15 protein-coding genes and 1 pseudogene are annotated in these 17,021 nt (G+C 29.8%); 8 read left to right on the forward strand and 8 right to left on the reverse strand.

Annotated features, from left to right (window positions below):
* Positions 1-246: 246 nt before the first annotated feature.
* Together KV700_RS02765 and KV700_RS02770 are read right to left on the reverse strand one after the other, a co-directional pair.
* Complete coding sequence (locus KV700_RS02765) at positions 247-2,739, reverse strand: ABC transporter permease (RefSeq protein ID WP_218599805.1); 2,493 nt, start codon at positions 2,737-2,739, stop codon at positions 247-249.
* A gap of 37 nt (positions 2,740-2,776) precedes the next feature.
* Positions 2,777-3,472: an ABC transporter ATP-binding protein gene (locus KV700_RS02770; protein WP_166387141.1), complete on the reverse strand. Its 696-nt coding sequence runs from the start codon at positions 3,470-3,472 to the stop codon at positions 2,777-2,779.
* Positions 3,473-3,508: 36 nt separating this feature from the next.
* Between KV700_RS02770 and KV700_RS02775 the strand changes: the two genes are divergently transcribed.
* From KV700_RS02775 to pepT, 3 genes are read left to right on the forward strand one after another with little or no spacing between them, the layout of a single operon-like run.
* Positions 3,509-4,243 (forward strand): arylesterase, encoded by a 735-nt coding sequence (locus tag KV700_RS02775; protein ID WP_254712960.1) that lies wholly within the window; start codon positions 3,509-3,511, stop codon positions 4,241-4,243.
* Between the two features lie 30 nt (positions 4,244-4,273).
* Positions 4,274-4,831 (forward strand): hypothetical protein, encoded by a 558-nt coding sequence (locus KV700_RS02780; protein WP_218599050.1) that lies wholly within the window; start codon positions 4,274-4,276, stop codon positions 4,829-4,831.
* 1 nt (position 4,832) lies between these two features.
* On the forward strand, positions 4,833-6,074 hold the full coding sequence (pepT, locus tag KV700_RS02785; RefSeq protein ID WP_166387135.1) for a peptidase T: 1,242 nt from the start codon (positions 4,833-4,835) through the stop codon (positions 6,072-6,074).
* Positions 6,075-6,223: 149 nt separating this feature from the next.
* Here the strand turns inward: pepT and KV700_RS02790 are convergent, their stop codons facing one another.
* Positions 6,224-6,763 carry a 1-acyl-sn-glycerol-3-phosphate acyltransferase gene (locus KV700_RS02790; protein WP_218599052.1) on the reverse strand — a complete coding sequence of 180 codons (540 nt, stop codon included), beginning with the start codon at positions 6,761-6,763 and terminating at the stop codon, positions 6,224-6,226.
* A gap of 32 nt (positions 6,764-6,795) precedes the next feature.
* Positions 6,796-7,539, reverse strand: a complete 744-nt coding sequence (locus KV700_RS02795; RefSeq protein WP_166387131.1) for a hypothetical protein — start codon at positions 7,537-7,539, stop codon at positions 6,796-6,798.
* A 462-nt stretch (positions 7,540-8,001) separates the two neighbouring features.
* Between KV700_RS02795 and KV700_RS02800 the strand changes: the two genes are divergently transcribed.
* From KV700_RS02800 to KV700_RS02815, 4 genes and pseudogenes are all read left to right on the forward strand, one after another.
* Complete coding sequence (locus KV700_RS02800) at positions 8,002-9,513, forward strand: reverse transcriptase domain-containing protein (RefSeq protein WP_218599053.1); 1,512 nt, start codon at positions 8,002-8,004, stop codon at positions 9,511-9,513.
* A gap of 53 nt (positions 9,514-9,566) precedes the next feature.
* Positions 9,567-10,913 carry a DNA recombination protein RmuC gene (rmuC, locus tag KV700_RS02805; RefSeq protein WP_218599055.1) on the forward strand — a complete coding sequence of 449 codons (1,347 nt, stop codon included), beginning with the start codon at positions 9,567-9,569 and terminating at the stop codon, positions 10,911-10,913.
* Positions 10,914-11,005: 92 nt separating this feature from the next.
* Positions 11,006-11,212: a hypothetical protein gene (locus tag KV700_RS02810; RefSeq protein WP_218599057.1), complete on the forward strand. Its 207-nt coding sequence runs from the start codon at positions 11,006-11,008 to the stop codon at positions 11,210-11,212.
* Between the two features lie 113 nt (positions 11,213-11,325).
* Positions 11,326-11,573, forward strand: a pseudogene (locus tag KV700_RS02815) (CsbD family protein).
* A 46-nt stretch (positions 11,574-11,619) separates the two neighbouring features.
* On the opposite strand, the gene glyA reads toward KV700_RS02815, so the two are convergent.
* Positions 11,620-12,894, reverse strand: coding sequence for a serine hydroxymethyltransferase (gene glyA, locus KV700_RS02820; protein WP_166387121.1), 1,275 nt, complete (start codon positions 12,892-12,894; stop codon positions 11,620-11,622).
* Positions 12,895-13,090: 196 nt separating this feature from the next.
* Between glyA and fahA the strand changes: the two genes are divergently transcribed.
* Positions 13,091-14,368 (forward strand): fumarylacetoacetase, encoded by a 1,278-nt coding sequence (gene fahA, locus KV700_RS02825; RefSeq protein WP_218599058.1) that lies wholly within the window; start codon positions 13,091-13,093, stop codon positions 14,366-14,368.
* 58 nt (positions 14,369-14,426) lie between these two features.
* Here fahA and KV700_RS02830 read toward each other — a convergent pair whose 3' ends face one another.
* The 3 genes from KV700_RS02830 to KV700_RS02840 are packed head-to-tail and all read right to left on the reverse strand — an operon-like array spanning position 14,427 to position 16,973.
* Positions 14,427-14,756: a hypothetical protein gene (locus tag KV700_RS02830; protein ID WP_208889397.1), complete on the reverse strand. Its 330-nt coding sequence runs from the start codon at positions 14,754-14,756 to the stop codon at positions 14,427-14,429.
* A gap of 8 nt (positions 14,757-14,764) precedes the next feature.
* Positions 14,765-15,613 carry a sulfurtransferase gene (locus KV700_RS02835; RefSeq protein WP_218599060.1) on the reverse strand — a complete coding sequence of 283 codons (849 nt, stop codon included), beginning with the start codon at positions 15,611-15,613 and terminating at the stop codon, positions 14,765-14,767.
* Between the two features lie 31 nt (positions 15,614-15,644).
* A complete protein-coding gene (locus KV700_RS02840) occupies positions 15,645-16,973 on the reverse strand; it encodes a dicarboxylate/amino acid:cation symporter (protein WP_166387113.1) in 1,329 nt (442 codons plus the stop codon).
* Positions 16,974-17,021: the final 48 nt, after the last annotated feature.

The following is a 17,021-nucleotide window of genomic DNA, read 5'->3' on the forward strand; positions in this document are numbered from 1 at the left end:
GTACTTATCATTGTTTGTTCGAGCGCAGTAGAGAACTATTAAATAACTAAATAGGTTTCGATTGCGCAAAACTTAACATATCACTTATTGATCGAAAAAAAGAATTTAAAACTCATTATAAAATGTCAGTTCGAGTGATTTTTCTTTTTTTAAAAATTGTATCGAGAACTCTTGTAGAATCTAAAATTGAAATTTTCTATTCAATTTTCATTTAATTAAATAGACACAACTTCATCATAAGAAATACTACACCTCTTTTCTCAGCACCTCCAATGGAGGACTTTTTAAAACCGATTTTAAATTACTCAAACCAATCAATACCACTAAAAGTGTAATTCCTGGTAGAAAAACTAAAAACGGAATAGCAGACGGAATAAAAGGTTCTTTAAATATAAAAGTAGCCAATAATTGACTTCCTATTAAAGACAATAAAATCCCCGTTAAACTACCCAAAACACCTAAATAGACATATTCTAAAGCGGTTATTTGTAAAATTTGTTTGCTTTTTGCTCCTAAAGTTCTTAGCAATACACTTTCTTTAATTCGTTGGTATTTGCTATTTCTAACAGAACCGATCAACACAATAAAACCTGTTAAAATGCTAAAAAATGCCATAAAATTAATGATCCAAGAGATTTTATCTAAAATTTCTTCTACAAGACTAAAAACCTGACGTAAATCTAAAATAGTAACATTCGGAAATTCTTTCACTAAAGTTCTTTGTAACTCTGCAGAACCTTCTTTATTTGGCACGTGTGTAGTCATTACGTTAAATTGAGGTGCATTTTCTAGAACTCCCGTTGGAAACAAAATCATAAAATTAACTTTCATGCTGGTCCAATCTACTTTTCTAATACTCCCTACAATGGTTTCCATTAACACCCCTTGAATGTTAAAAACAATTGGATCTCCTACTTTTAAATTACCATCTTCAGCTAAATTATCTGAAATGGAAATTTCTACAGGTACTCCTTTCATCCTTTTTCCTATCCACTCCCCTTCTATAATCTCTTCTGTTTCCGCAAGTTCTTCTCTATAAGTAACTCTAAATTCTCTGTTTAAAATCCTTTTTTGCATTTTAATAGTAGAATCTTTACGAATCTCGTTTACGGTTTTTCCATGAATGCTTTGCATGCGCATGGTAATAATTGGTATGTTATTAATTACTTCTAATCCTTTACTAGAAAAAGTTTCTAAAATAGCAGTTTCCTGCTTTTTTTGTACATCTATTAAAATGATATTTGCATCATTCTTTTTATTTTCTATGGATGTTTTTGCTAGTAAAATATCTTTGGTAAAATAGAGTGTACTTATTAGAAATGTACCCAAACCAATGGCTAAAACAAGTACCATAGTTTGGTTATTCGGTCTAAATAAATTTAATAAACTTTGACGTTTAGTATATCCCCAAGAACTTGGGAAGAATTTTTTAATCAACTTTATAAAAAGGTTGGCAACACCTGCCATAATTGCAAATGTGATAAAAATACCTACGGTAAAAATTAATCCGTTTACGGCATCTTTTAACATCCAAAAAGAAAACAAATAGATAAAAAGTAAAATTGCCAACACTACTGCAATTTGTGCTTTTTTAGGTTTTTGTAAATTATCTTCAGAACCTCTTAAAACCTCTAAAGGAGATACATACCAAGTGCCTAACAAGGGTAATAATGCAAATAAAACAGACATTAAAACCCCCAAAGTAACTCCCATTATTATTGGTTGAGCAGAAATTGAGATAGCTACATTAAAAGGTAAAAAATCTTGTAAAAGATACGGAAAAGCATATTGTAAACTAACCCCAATGGTAGCACCAATTAAACCACCAATCAACCCAATACCTATAATTTGTATCAAATAAATTAAAAAAGTTTGCTTTCTAGTAGCTCCTAAGCATTTTAAAATTGCTACATTTTTTAGTTTTTCTTTAATATAAATATGTACAGAACTTGCAATACCAATACAGCCTAATAAAAGAGCTATAAAAGCAACTAAATTTAAAAACCTACTCACATTATCATACCTTCTTCCCAAACGTTCACTAGTACTTGTATGTGTATCTAAATCTGCATTTTCTGTTTTAAGAATAGGATCTATATTTTTATCTAAAGCAACTAAATCTATTGCTGAATCTTTAAAAAAGTATTGATATTCTTTTCTACTTCCCAATTGTAATAAACCAGTTTCTTCTACAAACCGAAACGGAATTAAAACCGCTGGTGCCACAGAAGAGGAAATTGCTGTAGTACCCGGAATTGATTTTAAAGCACCAGTAATTACAAACGTAGTTTTACCTAATTTAATAGAATCTCCTGGGTTTAAATTGTATTGTAAAAGCAAGGTAGCATCTACCAAAGCGCCTCCTAATTCTTGATATTTTACACCAGCTTCTTCAGGTTCGGTTAATAAATCTCCGTAAAACGGAAAATTGCCTTCCATAGCCCTAACTTTCACTAATTTTGTCTCATTATTTTTAGGAAAAGCAGCCATAGAAACAAAGTTGACTTCAGAGGCATCTGCTCCTAAAGAATCTATAATAGCTAATACTTTTTCTGATGGAATTTGTTTGCTATCAATAATAAAATCGGCTCCCATTAAGGATTTCGATTGTAGCTTTATGTTTTGCTTTAAATTGTCACTAAACAACTGAATGGAAACCACGGCTGCAATACCTAAAATAATAGATGCCATAAAAAGCATTAACCTAGAAAGGCTTGCTTTTCCATCTCTCCAAGCCATTTTTAATAGCCACTTAAAATTTACTTTTGAAGTCATTTTACGCATTAATAGTGTTGGTTTTTTCGTTAGAAATAATCTTACCACCTTTTAATCGTAAAATTTGTTGCGTTCGGTTTGCCAAATCTAAATCGTGTGTAATAATAATTAAAGTCGTACCCGCTTCTTTGTTCAATTCAAATAATAATTGAATGACCTTTTCGCCAGTTTCTTCATCTAAATTACCAGTTGGTTCATCTGCAAACAAAATAGAAGGTCTATTAGCAAAAGCTCTTGCCAACGCTACTCTTTGCTGCTCTCCACCAGATAATTGAGATGGATAATGGTGTAAACGATCTGCTAAACCTACTTTTTCTAACAATGCTATTCCAAATTTAGCTGCATTTTTTTCGCCTTGTAATTCCAAAGGAACAATCACGTTTTCTAAAGCCGTTAAGGTGGGCAATAATTGAAAATTTTGAAAAATAAACCCCACTTCTTTGTTACGTAATGCGGCGCGTTCATCTTCATTTAAGCCTTGTAAAGAGCTACCGCATAACTCAATAGTTCCAGCTGTTGGATAATCTAAACCTGCGCACAAACCTAATAACGTAGTTTTTCCACTTCCAGAAGGACCTACAATAGAGAAAATACTCCCTTTTTCTACTTCAAATGAGATATTGCTAATTACTGTTAATTTTTTAGAACCACTCGTATAAGTTTTCTCTAAATCATTAATCTTTAATATATTTGACATTACTTTTATTTAATTTTTTACTAAAATATTCCGATGTTGAAAAATAATCAATTGCTCATACATATCAACAATTTATCTCAAAAGGTTTTCTTAAAATTTTGTTGCATTTTTTTACTGATATTCATATTCTCTTGCAAACAAGATGCTTCTAAAAAAGCAACAAATGCAGAAACAACGACTGCTGATACTGAAATAAATCAGACTGAAAATAGTAGTGTAAAAACAATTGTATTTTTTGGTGATAGTTTAACTGCGGGCTATGGTTTAGAAGATGTAAATGATGCTTATCCTGGAATCATTCAGCAGAAAATAGATGCTTTACAATTAAATTATAGCATTGTAAATTCTGGAGTTAGTGGAGAAACTACATCGGGTGGAAAAAATAGAATTGATTGGGTGCTGAATCAAAAACCTACTATTTTCATATTAGAATTAGGTGCAAATGATGGTTTAAGAGGTGTGCCGTTAAAGCAGTCTAAAGAAAATTTACAAGATATTATAGATGCTGTTAAAAAGAAGTATCCAGATACAATTATTGTGTTAGCTGGAATGCAAATTCCACCAAATATGGGACAAGATTATACCACTGAATTTAAAAATATGTTTCCTGATTTGGCTACAAAAAATGATTTATATTTAATTCCTTTTTTATTAGAGGATGTTGGTGGTATCTCAGATTTAAATCAAAAAGATGGCATTCACCCAACAAAAGAAGGACATCAAATATTGGCTAAAAATGTGTGGTCTGTTTTAAAACCAATTTTAAAATAAAGTGATATTTAAAACCTCTAAATATTTTTCATGAAGAATATTCTTTTCATAATACTCGCTTCACTAGTCTTTTTTTCCTGTTCAGATCAAACAGAAATTAGCAAACACTTTAATTGTAAACCCACTACTTTTAACAATTTAGAAGAAGTAAAAGACGTTAAGAATTTGTTTTCTATAGAGATACCAAAAACATGGAAAACGAATCTGTATTATGACGACATTCAATCTTCTATTTACACTGCAGACACTACCAAACAATTAACAGAAACTTTGCTTTTAGATGTTACATTTATCAATAAAAGTATTAATTTTGATACGTCTTTTAAACTGGAACGAGCGCAAGAAGATATCTCAAAAAGTCTTATCAACATAAAATCTGAAGAGACTAATTTTTTAGAAAAACCTTCGTATTACACAGTTTCAAAAGGAAAAAAAGGAAAATTTGACTACCAAGTTTGCCATGTATTTATAAAAATAAACGATCAAAACTTTATACTTGCAAAGGCAGAAGTTTATGGAGATTCTTTAGTGAATAAAAGATTATGTGAGGCGCTTACATTGATGAAAAAATTAAAAAACATTCAATAAAATGATTGAAAAACAACATATTACCGATAGATTTATAAAATACGTAACGATTGACACAGAGTCAGACCCTAACAATGCTGCTTTTCCGAGTACCGAAAAACAGTGGGATTTAGCCAATGTATTAGTTGAAGAGCTAAAACAAATTGGTATGAAAGAGGTAGATTTAGATGCCAATTGCTACATTATGGCAACTTTACCAAGTAATTTAGATTATGAAGTGCCAACCATTGGTTTTGTTGCGCATATAGATACAAGTCCAGATTTTTCAGGTAAAAATGTAAAACCTCAAATTGTAGAAAATTATCAAGGCAATAATATTATTTTAAATGTAGAGGAAAACATCGTTTTATCGCCAGATTATTTTGATGATTTATTGCAATATAAAGGTCAGACTTTAATTACAACGGATGGTACTACTCTTTTAGGTGCAGATGACAAAGCCGGAGTTACAGAAATTGTAACCGCTATGGAATACCTAATTCAGCATCCAGAAATTAAACACGGTAAAATTAGAATTTGCTTTACTCCAGATGAAGAAGTTGGTAAAGGAGCTCACATGTTTGATGTGGATAAATTTGGTGCAGAATGGGCATACACCATGGATGGAAGTCAGATTGGAGAATTAGAATATGAGAATTTTAATGCTGCCGGAGCAATCGTAACCATTACTGGTAAAATTGTACACCCAGGATATGCAAAAGGTAAAATGATCAATTCTATGCTCATTGCGAATGAATTTATTACAGCGCTTCCAACAAACGAGATTCCGCAAAGAACAGAAGGTTATGAAGGTTTTTTCCATTTACATGACATCAATGGAAATGTAGAAAAAACAGTTTTAGAATACATTGTAAGAGATCATGATTTAGATTTATTTGAAAAAAGAAAAAATTTAATACAAAAAATTGCGTTAGACTTTAATACAAAATACAATCAAGATTTAATTGAAGTTACTATTAAAGATCAGTACTTTAATATGAAAGAAAAAATTACTCCAGTTATGCATATTGTAGATATTGCAGAAGAAGTAATGACAGATTTAGGAATTACACCTTTAATTAAAGCAATTCGTGGTGGTACAGATGGTTCTCAATTATCTTTTAAAGGTTTGCCTTGTCCTAATATTTTTGCTGGCGGACATAATTTTCATGGTAGATATGAGTATGTACCTGTAGAGTCTATGGTAAAAGCAACAGAAGTGATTATAGGAATTGCAGAAAAAATTTCTGTGAAATTTGCATAAAAAAAAAGAGTCTTCAGTATCCTGAAGACTCAATATCATAGCATGATACTATTTGCGTAACATATTTCTTAAAAATAAAGCCCCTAATCTCTATCAATAATTATATGTAACGCACAAATATAAACTTTTTTATAAAACAAACCAAATAATTAAAATAATTCAGGGTTTTTCCCCTTTACGTCTTTAAAAAACGAGTGAAACACCTCAAAATCAGCATCTATACTTGCTGTTGTATAATAAGGATTAGATATTTTTATCTTCTTATTTTTAAAGTCTAAGGTTGCCATAACGATCGGAACATTTGCTCCTTTTGCAATATAGTAGAACCCTGTTTTCCATTTATCTACTTTTTTTCGGGTTCCTTCAGGCGAAATACCTAATCTAAATTCTTCCTTAGTATTAAACACATCAATAACGGCATCTACCATATTTGTGCTTTGAGTTCTATCTACAGGGGTACCACCTAGTGCTTTAAATAAAAAACCAAAAGGCCCTTTAAAAAGTGATGATTTACCAATAAAATGAACCATTGTTCCAGAAGACATTCTAGATAAAATTGCTATTGGAAAATCTAACCAACTAGTATGTGGTGCTGCGATTACAACATATTTTTTAGGCTCTTTAGGAAAATCGTTTTCTAGTTTCCATCCTAATATGGTAAATAATATAAATCTTGCAATTGTTTTCATTTCATTCTTTAATCAAAGAACAAAATTAAGCTTTATTTATCTTTAGTATCAGAATTATGTAGAACTTTTGTTTCATAGGGTTGAATATCTGTAAAACATTTTGCTGGTAAATAAATTTCGCTAAACTTCATTTGGTTAGAATTAAACCATTTTACTTTGTATAAAACTTCTGATACTACTTTTTTTACATCACCATTAGGATAAAATAAATTATCATGATTTTCTTTTTTTATACCACATAAAATAAATTCTGGTGTTGAATAATTAACAACATATTGTATGGTTTCTTTTCTTTGAAAACCATTATTTTTCTTTTCAGATATAATATCTCTGGTTGATTTTATAGAACTTCTTTTTTTAAAAATTTCAAACTTCTTAGTTTTGAAATAAATAATATTACCATAATTATATTTGGGAACTTTATATTCTGAAGCTTCTTTAATTAGAGATTTATAATCTGATTCTTTAGATTTTGTTTCACCATCCATTTTTGCTATAAAAATCTCTTTATAACTAGTTATCATTGATTCATAAAGAATAACTTCTTTAAACTCCGTCTTATTATCATCAAAAAAAACACATGTATATTTTACTCTTTCTGCAATTTGTTCTCCTGTAACATCATCTGCTACTTTCCTTTTTTCATCTTCAATAAAAACCTCTTTTACAACCATAAAAGGAGGAACTAATTTTCCATCACCTTTAATCATAAAATCATATAATAAAGGATGAGATTTAAAGGTAACAATACAACCTATAGGATATTTATTTTTCATAGTTCTTTTTTCTTTAAAGATAGCTAAAAATCTTATATTTACTTCTAAGTAAGGAAGTTCTTTAGTTATTTTTAATAAACATTTATTGAGCCATTGTAAATTTTTAATTTCAATTAATTCAGACCTTTTTTAAAGGGATTAATAAATACGTGAATTAGTTTGTAAGTATAATTCTACACCTAACAAACAATATGTCGACATATTATTTGTTAGCTGTAGAAGCTTAGTTATTACTCCTAAGCAATCTATAAATAACTGGAATAACCCTAAGGGGTTAGGTCTATTTATTATCATATAGTAAATAAGGTTTAGATTAATAATTAGCTGCATTGATGTCTCTATAGGCAAAGATAAGTTCAATTGCATCGGGAATCGTGAACACGGTTAATAGCTCAGTCATTTAATGATGTTACGTTTATTAGATTAAATACCGAGCGAGAACTTCTCTTACTTTTATTAGCTATGAAGAAAAAAGAAAAAGATTGGTTTAAAGATAGAGGTTATCCTCATTTTTCTAATAAGACACCTGTATCTGTTAGAGATAAAGCTGAACATTATGTTTCTAATCCCAAAAAAGTTGCTAAACATTCCTTTTTACCTTTAATTTTTAAAGAAATAAAGCAACGTAGGTATAAAGAGTCTGAATTTGGAGGTGAATTAAAGCGCTCTCATAAAAAAACAAAAGAAGGAGTAATAATTTCTAATACTAAAATTAGGGAAATATTATATGCAACTCATATAGACGCACATGTGTATTCTTATTATACTCAAAAAATTATAACTCCAAAATATGAGTCCTATTTAAATAAAAACAAATTACTTTCAGATGCTATAACAGCTTACAGAAGAATTCAAACTGAAGATAAAGTAAAGTTTAAAAATAATGTTCATTTTGCTAAAGATGTATTTGATGAGATTAAACAAAGACAAAATTGTGTTGCACTCGTTTTAGATATTGAGAACTTCTTCCCTACTCTTAATCATAAAAAGCTAAAATTAGCTTGGGCAAAAATATTAGGAAATAAAACATTACCTAAAGATCATTATAATATTTTTAAAGCTGCGACAAGGTTTTCTTATGTTAAACTAGACGATTTAAAAACAAAGAATAACCATTTTGATGAGAAGGAATTAGCAAAAAATAAGAAAAGTGGCAAACATACTTTTTTTGATAATATTAAAGAACTTTTAGATTCTGATATTATTATTCATAAAAATCAAAAAAAGAATTCAGATAAAAAACTAATTGGAATTCCTCAGGGCTTACCTATTAGTGCATTGTTAGCGAATATGTACATGTTAGCTTTTGATGAAATTGTAATTAATGAATTATCAGTTAAACACGATGTTTACTATAGAAGGTACTCTGATGATATTGTTGTTCTCTGTAAAGAAAATCAAATAGACTTTGTTGAAAAATTCATTATAGATGAAGTTGCAAAAATTGATTTAATAATTTCAGAAGAAAAAACTGAAATGACATTATTTAAAACTCAGAATAATAGACTTCAATCTTTTAAAATAAGAAAAGACAAAAGTATTCAAGAAAATGTTCCTTTAAATTACTTAGGGTTTGAGTTTTATGGTTATCAAACTTTAATAAAATCTAAAAATCTTGCACAGTTTTACAGAGAAATGAAACAAACTGTAAAGAGAAAACATAAACGCGTAGAACATATTAAAGAAGAAAAACTTTTAGATGAAGCTCCACTTTTTAAGAGGAAACTCTATAGATTATATAGTTTTAAGGGAGTAAAATCAAGAGAGCTTCCTGCAAAAAGAACTGATTTTGTTAATGGAGTAGCAAAAACTAAATATTTTGATAGAAAATTTAGAGGTAATTATTTAAGATATGCCTATAGAGCTTCAGATGATTTAAATGCTCCAGAAATAAAAAGACAATTAAGAAATCATTGGAAAATATTACAAAAAACAATCAAAAAATATGAGTTTTCAAATGTTGATAAAACTTAATCAACTAAAAAACTGAATTATTTTTTACTTTTACAATACTATAATTTGATATGATGAACGAAATGATAATTTACTTCTTAATTGCACTGATATTTAGCTTTTTAGGATTATTAATTGGCAAACTATTAACCAAACTAAAATTTGAAAAAGCAAAAGGAGTTTCTGAAAAAGAAAAATCTGTATTAGAGTTTGAAGTTTCTAAACTAAATGAAACACTTAAAAACACAGAAATTACAATTGATGATTTACAAGGTGAATTAAGACACGTTCAAAAAGAAAAAGAATTTTTAATTTCAGATAAAACACGTTTAGAAACAGAATTCAAAAATGTTGAAGAAAAGCTAGCGCATAATAAAAATGAAGTTGAAAAATTACAAGAAAAATTCACCAATAATTTTGAAGTATTAGCCAATAAAATTTTAGAAGAAAAATCATCAAAATTTACACAACAGAATCAAGAAAACTTAAAAATCATCTTAAATCCATTACAAGAAAAAATTAAAGTTTTTGAAGATAAAGTAGATAAAACACACAAAGAAAGTATCGATTATCACGCTGCTTTACGTCAGCAAATTTTAGGTTTAAAAGAGCTAAACCAACAAATGAGTAAAGAAACCTTAAACCTTACCAAAGCCTTAAAAGGAGATAATAAAACACAAGGGAATTGGGGCGAATTAGTATTAGAAAGAGTTTTAGAAAAATCTGGTTTAGAGAAAGATAGAGAGTATTATGTACAGCAAAGCTTTACAAATGATGATGGCAAAAGAATACTACCCGATGTGGTGATTCATTTACCAGATAATAAAAAAATGATTGTAGATTCTAAAGTTTCTCTAACGGCTTATGAGCAATATATAAATGAAGAAGATGAAACTTTAAAAGCACAGTTTTTAAAAGAACATGTTGCCTCATTACAAAGACATGTACATCAATTATCAGAAAAAAAATATGAGGATATTTATAAAATTGAATCTCCAGATTTTGTACTCCTTTTTATACCGATAGAACCTGCTTTTGCTGTTGCCATAAATTATGATAATCATTTATACAATAAAGCATTCGAAAAAAATATTGTTATTGTAACTCCTACTACTCTTTTGGCTACTTTAAGAACCATAGATTCTATGTGGAATAATGAGAAGCAACAAAGAAATGCTTTAGAAATTGCAAGACAAGCCGGTGCTTTATATGACAAGTTTAATGGTTTATTAGGTGATTTAGTTGGAATTGGAAAACGAATTGACGACAGTAAAAATGAATACTCCAATGCAATGAACAAGCTTTTTGAAGGAAGAGGAAACTTAATTACTTCTGTAGAAAAATTAAAGAAAATGGGGGCTAAAGCTAAAAAAGCTATCCCAGAAAACATTATTAAGCGTGCTAATGAAGTTGATGAATAGCTAATGCGTTATTATTTAACTGAATGTAGTTAAGCTGAAATTCACTTATTTTTTACTTTTGAAGTGAGTATTAACCTAAAAAACTAAAAAATATGTCAGTTATAAAACACGAAAGAGGTTTACATCCTTTAAAAGGAACGGTAAAAACGAACGAAAAAGATTCAGATAACAAGAAAGAAAGTATCGTTGCAGAAATTGATAAGAAAAAAGAGAAAGACAAATTAAAAAACCAAATACAGAGTGCAACTGATGATGCAGATGAAATTGCAGGAAAAATTAAAAGTTCAGAAAAAGAATAACTTTTATCTAATGAGTCAAAATTTTTATAGATAGCATTCATAAGCAATTATAAATCTTTCTAAATTTACACTATTATTAACCAGTACTATTGAAGTACATAAATGAAATGAATATGAACTCGGATACAGCAAAAGGAAATTGGAAACAAATAAAAGGAGAATTTAAAGAAAAATTTGGTCGTATTACCAATGATGAGAGTACGGAAGCAGAAGGATCTTTTGATAAACTAGTTGGAGAAATCCAAGAAAAATATGGCGAAACTCGTGAAGCCATCGAAAAAGAAGTAAAAAGTTGGTAAACAACTTTCGTTATATATTTAAAACTAAAAAAGCATCAAGAATTAACTTGATGCTTTTTTAGTCTCATATTTATTCACAAGAGTGAATACTTAAAACCACTACGTGGTCTACATTACAAATAATCTTCTTGCACTCATCATGTGCGCAACACGTTCACCAATTTTATGTAAAGCATCTTCATTTGCAGCATTTATAATAGCTTCATCAATAAAGTTAACAACAGCTTTCATATCATCTTCTTCTAAACCACGCGTAGTAATTGCAGCAGTTCCAATACGGATTCCTGAAGTTATAAACGGGCTTTTATCATCAAAAGGAACCATGTTTTTGTTTACTGTAATATCTGCTTTTCCTAATGCAATTTCTGCATCTTTACCAGAAATATTTTTATTACGTAAATCTATTAACATACAGTGGTTGTCTGTTCCGCCAGAGATAATATCATATCCTCTTGCAACAAATTCTTTTGCCATTTCTGCAGCATTTGCTTTTACTTGTAATTGATATTCTAAAAACTCATCTGTTAAAGCCTCTCCAAAAGCAACCGCTTTAGCAGCAATAACGTGCTCTAAAGGTCCACCTTGGTTTCCAGGAAAAACAGAAGAATTAATTAAAGTAGACATCTTTTTAGGATTTCCATTTTTTAAAGTCTCTCCAAAAGGATTGTCAAAATCTTTACCAATCATAATCATACCACCTCTTGGTCCACGTAAAGTTTTGTGGGTAGTTGTAGTAACAATATGACAATGAGGAATTGGATCATTTAAAATTCCTTTAGCAATTAAACCAGCAGGATGAGAAATATCTGCCATTAAAATAGCACCAACACTATCTGCAACTTCTCTAAATTTTTCAAAATCGATATCTCTAGAATATGCAGAAGCACCAGCAATAATTAGTTTAGGCTTGTGCTCTTTAGCTTGTGCAGCTAAATGATCATAATCTATAATTCCTGTTTCTTTAACAACTCCATAAAAAACAGGATTGTATAATTTACCAGAAAAGTTTACTGGAGAACCATGTGTTAAATGGCCACCATGAGATAAATCAAACCCTAAAACAGTATCACCAGGCTTCAAACAAGCAGCATAAACAGCTGTATTTGCCTGAGAACCAGAATGCGGCTGTACGTTTACATATTCTGCACCAAATAACTCTTTAGCTCTGTCTATAGCAATTTGCTCAATAACATCAACTATTTCACAACCTCCATAATATCTTTTACCAGGATATCCTTCAGCGTATTTATTGGTTAAAATAGAACCTTGGGCTCTCATAACATCATCACTTACAAAGTTTTCTGAAGCGATTAATTCTAATCCATTTAACTGTCTTTCTTTTTCTTCCTGAATAAGGTCAAAAATTTGGTTGTCTAATTGCATTGTTGTTGTTTTTATAGTAGCATCAAAAATAATAAAATCATATTTGTAAAAATCATGTTTTAACTATATTTTATCATTTTTTATTATATTTATATTTTTATTAAAAAAGTACTGTTAAAAATGCGTTTTTAATTGTTTTTTTATTTTAAAATGAAAAAAAATTATGTAGGTTTGATGAAAAATAAAATTCATTATAATGATCATAACAGCAAATAATCCGAATAGAAAATCTTGGTTAAAAGTAGATAAAGATTCAGACTTCCCCATTCAAAACTTACCTTTTGGTGTTTTTATCACTAGAGATGATATTATTACGATTGGTAGTAGAATTGGAAATTTTGCAATAGATTTAGGAGCTTTTCATCAATTAGGTTATTTTGAAGGGATACCATTAACGGATGATATTTTTCTACAAGATAATTTAAATGATTTTATTGCGGATGGTCGTAAAACTTGGCGTTTGGTTAGAAATCGAATTGCTGAAGTATTTGATGTTACCAATGGAACTTTAAGAGATAATGCCAATCATAAAGATAAAATTATCTTTAGAATGGACGAAGTAGAAATGTTGATACCTGTTGCTGTAGGTGATTATACAGATTTTTACGCGAGTAAAGAACACGCTACCAATGTAGGTTCTTTGTTTAGAGATCCAGAAAATGCATTGTTACCAAATTGGTTACACATACCTATTGGTTACCATGGTAGAAGTTCTTCTATAGTGCCATCTGGAACAAAAATTAGAAGACCTTACGGACAAACAAAACCTGAAGAAGGAAGTAATACTCCTGGTTTTGGACCTTCTCAATTATTAGATTTTGAACTAGAAATGGCATTTATAACCACAGATGCAAATGTTTTAGGTGATAGAATTCCGATTGAAGAAACGGAAGAATATATATTTGGATTGGTGCAATTTAACGATTGGTCTGCAAGAGACATTCAAGCTTGGGAATATGTACCATTAGGCCCATTTTTAGGGAAAAGTTTTGCATCTACCATATCTCCTTGGATTGTAACTTTAGATGCTTTAGAGCCTTTTAGAGTAGAAAGCCCTAAACAGGTTTACGAACCTTTACCTTATTTAAAACAAAAAGGAAAAGGAAGTTACGATATTCATTTACAAGTTGGTATACAACCAGAAAACGGAAAAGAAACCATTGTTTCTAATTCTAATTTTAAATATATGTATTGGACAATGGCACAGCAATTAGCACATCATACTGTGAATGGTTGTCCTGTAGAAGCTGGAGATTTAATGGGATCTGGTACTATTTCTGGTCCAACAAAAGATAGCTACGGTTCTATGTTAGAGTTAACTTGGCGAGGACAAAACCCTATTAAGTTAAACGATGGTACAGAACGTAAATTTATAAATGATAACGATACTGTAATTATGCGTGCACATTGTAAAAATGATAAAGTGCGTATTGGTTTTGGAGAATGTGTAGGTAAAATTCTACCTGCTAAATAGGTGCTAAATCTTTATATAAAATTAAAAGAGCTTCACAATTTGTGAAGCTTTTTTAATTTTACGCTATAATTTTTTTCAATAAGAGAAATACATTTCGTTCTAAAACGTCTACAGAGCCATCCGCAAAAAAGACATTTTTTATATCTTTTAAAAGATTTTCTTTTTCAATATCTGTGTATTTATTTTCAGCTAAATATGTTTTAATTTTCTCCATAGATTGATAATCATTATCATGTACAATCTCTGTATGAATCCTATTAAATAAAGTTTCATTTACTTTCGATAAAATATACTCACTTTCAGATTCAGTTTCTATATAATTGCTTTGTGCCGCGTACAACAATACGTAAGTTTGAAATTCTTCTTTTGTCCAATTGATGTTCATCATATTTTATTTTAAATTTCTATTGGTAAATTCTCCGTACTTCCCCACTCTGTCCAAGAACCATCATAAACAGCATAGTTTTTAGACCCTGAAATTTCTGCCCCTAAAGCTAATACAGATGCAGTGATTCCTGTTCCGCAAGAAAAAATAAAAGGTTTCTTTTTGGGGTTTATGTCATTGAAGATAACTTTTAATGCTGCTTCAGATTTGAATGTTCCATTTTCTATAATTTCACTAAAAGGCAAACTTACAGAATTAGGTAAATGACCTCCTTTTACATCACTTCTAGGTTCTGGTTCGGTACTATTAAAACGACCTTTGGAGCGTGCATCAGCAATTAAAATAGTTTCATTATTAATTGCTTTAAGAACATCTTCTGTAAATTTAATTTTTTCTGGTTGATAATTCACCTTAAAATCACCTTTTGAACGTGAATTCTTTTGTTGATTTTCAATAGGATATTTATTTTCAATCCATTTAGGGAAACCGCCATCTAAAACAGCAACGTTTGTAAAGCCCATTAATTGAAACATCCACCAAACTCTTGCTGAAGAATATATTCCTAAATCGTCATAACAAACAATAAGACTATCAGTATTAATACCTAATTCTTGTGCTTTATGTTCAAATTCTTTTGCTGATAAAATGGTATTCGGAAATTTTCCGTTTACATCAGAAAAAGTGTTTTTAATATCAAAAAAAATAGCGCCTTTAATCTGTGTTTTTTCATCAGATTTAACGGCATTGGACTTTTCTGTAACTTTTGGTATCGTACAATCTAAAATAATTAGATTTTTATGATCTAAATTATCTTGTAACCAAGCTACAGAAACTATCGGTTTTGTTATTTTTAAGGACATCCTATTAAAGAATTAGAAAAGTTATAGAAAACTACTTTACATCATCATAATTATCATCCCAATCTTTTGGTTTAGGGTCATCATGTAATTTATCTAACGACTTAGCAATTATCATAGCTACAGTGGCATCTCCTGTTACATTAACAGTAGTTCTCATCATATCTAAAGGTCTGTCTACAGCAAAAATAAGCGCCAATCCAATTGGTAGTAATTCCGCAGGAAAACCTATCGATTCTAAAACAATAACCAACATAACCATACCTGCACTAGGTACAGCTGCAGAACCAATGGAAGCTAATAAAGCAGTGGCTACAATAACAAGCTGATTAGAAAATGTAAGTCCTTCTGGCCATATTACTTGCATAATAAAAACGGCTGCAATGGCTTGGTATAAACTTGTTCCATCCATATTAATGGTGGCTCCTACTGGTAAAACAAAACCAGCGACTTCTGGATCTACACCCAAATGTTCTTCTACCCTTTCCATAGTTACCGGTAAGGTTGCAGCACTAGAACTTGTTGAAAATGCTAATAATTGCGCCGGACTTATTTGTTTTAAAAACCAAAGAGGCGATTTTTTTGTGTAAACACTCACTAAAATTAGATAGAATCCTATCATTAATAATAAACCTCCAACTACACAAAGTGCATAAACTAAAAGTTTTAAAAGGATTTCTGTATCATCAAAAGCAATAATAACATTTGCTAATAACGCAAATACTGCATACGGAGCAAAAAGCATAATTAAGTCTACCATTTTCATGACAACTTCATTTAAGGAATCAAAGAAATTCATTAATGGTTTTGCTTTTTTCTCTGGAATTAGTAATAGAGAAACTCCTACAAATAGTGCAAAAAAGATAATTTGAAGCATACTTGCATCACTTAATGATGTAAAAATATTACTCGGAAAGATATCTACTAAAGACTGTAATGGCCCTGTATTACTTTGTGCGCTTGCTTTTGTTAATTTGTCTACAACATCAGAAGATGTTTCATATTTGGCCTTTATCTTCTCTATTGTATCCGCAGACATACCTACTCCTGGTTTTACCACATTTACAATACCTAAGCCAATTATAATTGCAACCAAAGTAGTTAACATGTAGATAATCATAGTTCTAATTCCCATTTTTTTAATTTTAGAAATATCTTTTAAATCAGAAATTCCTTTAATTAAAGAGGCCAAAATAAGGGGTACGGCAATTAGTTTTAATAAGTTTATAAAAATGGTACCAAATGGTTTTACCCAATCTATAACAAAACCTTTACCTCCATCAATAGTATTCATGATGAAACCAAAAAGAATTCCAAGAACCATACCAATTAAAATTTTCCAGTGTAATGCTAGTTTTTTCATTAAATAGTTTAAAAATTAAGATTCTGAAAGGTAAAAAAAATAATAAAA

The organism is Polaribacter sp. NJDZ03, assembly GCF_019263805.1.
In the GTDB taxonomy this organism is placed as follows: domain Bacteria; phylum Bacteroidota; class Bacteroidia; order Flavobacteriales; family Flavobacteriaceae; genus Polaribacter.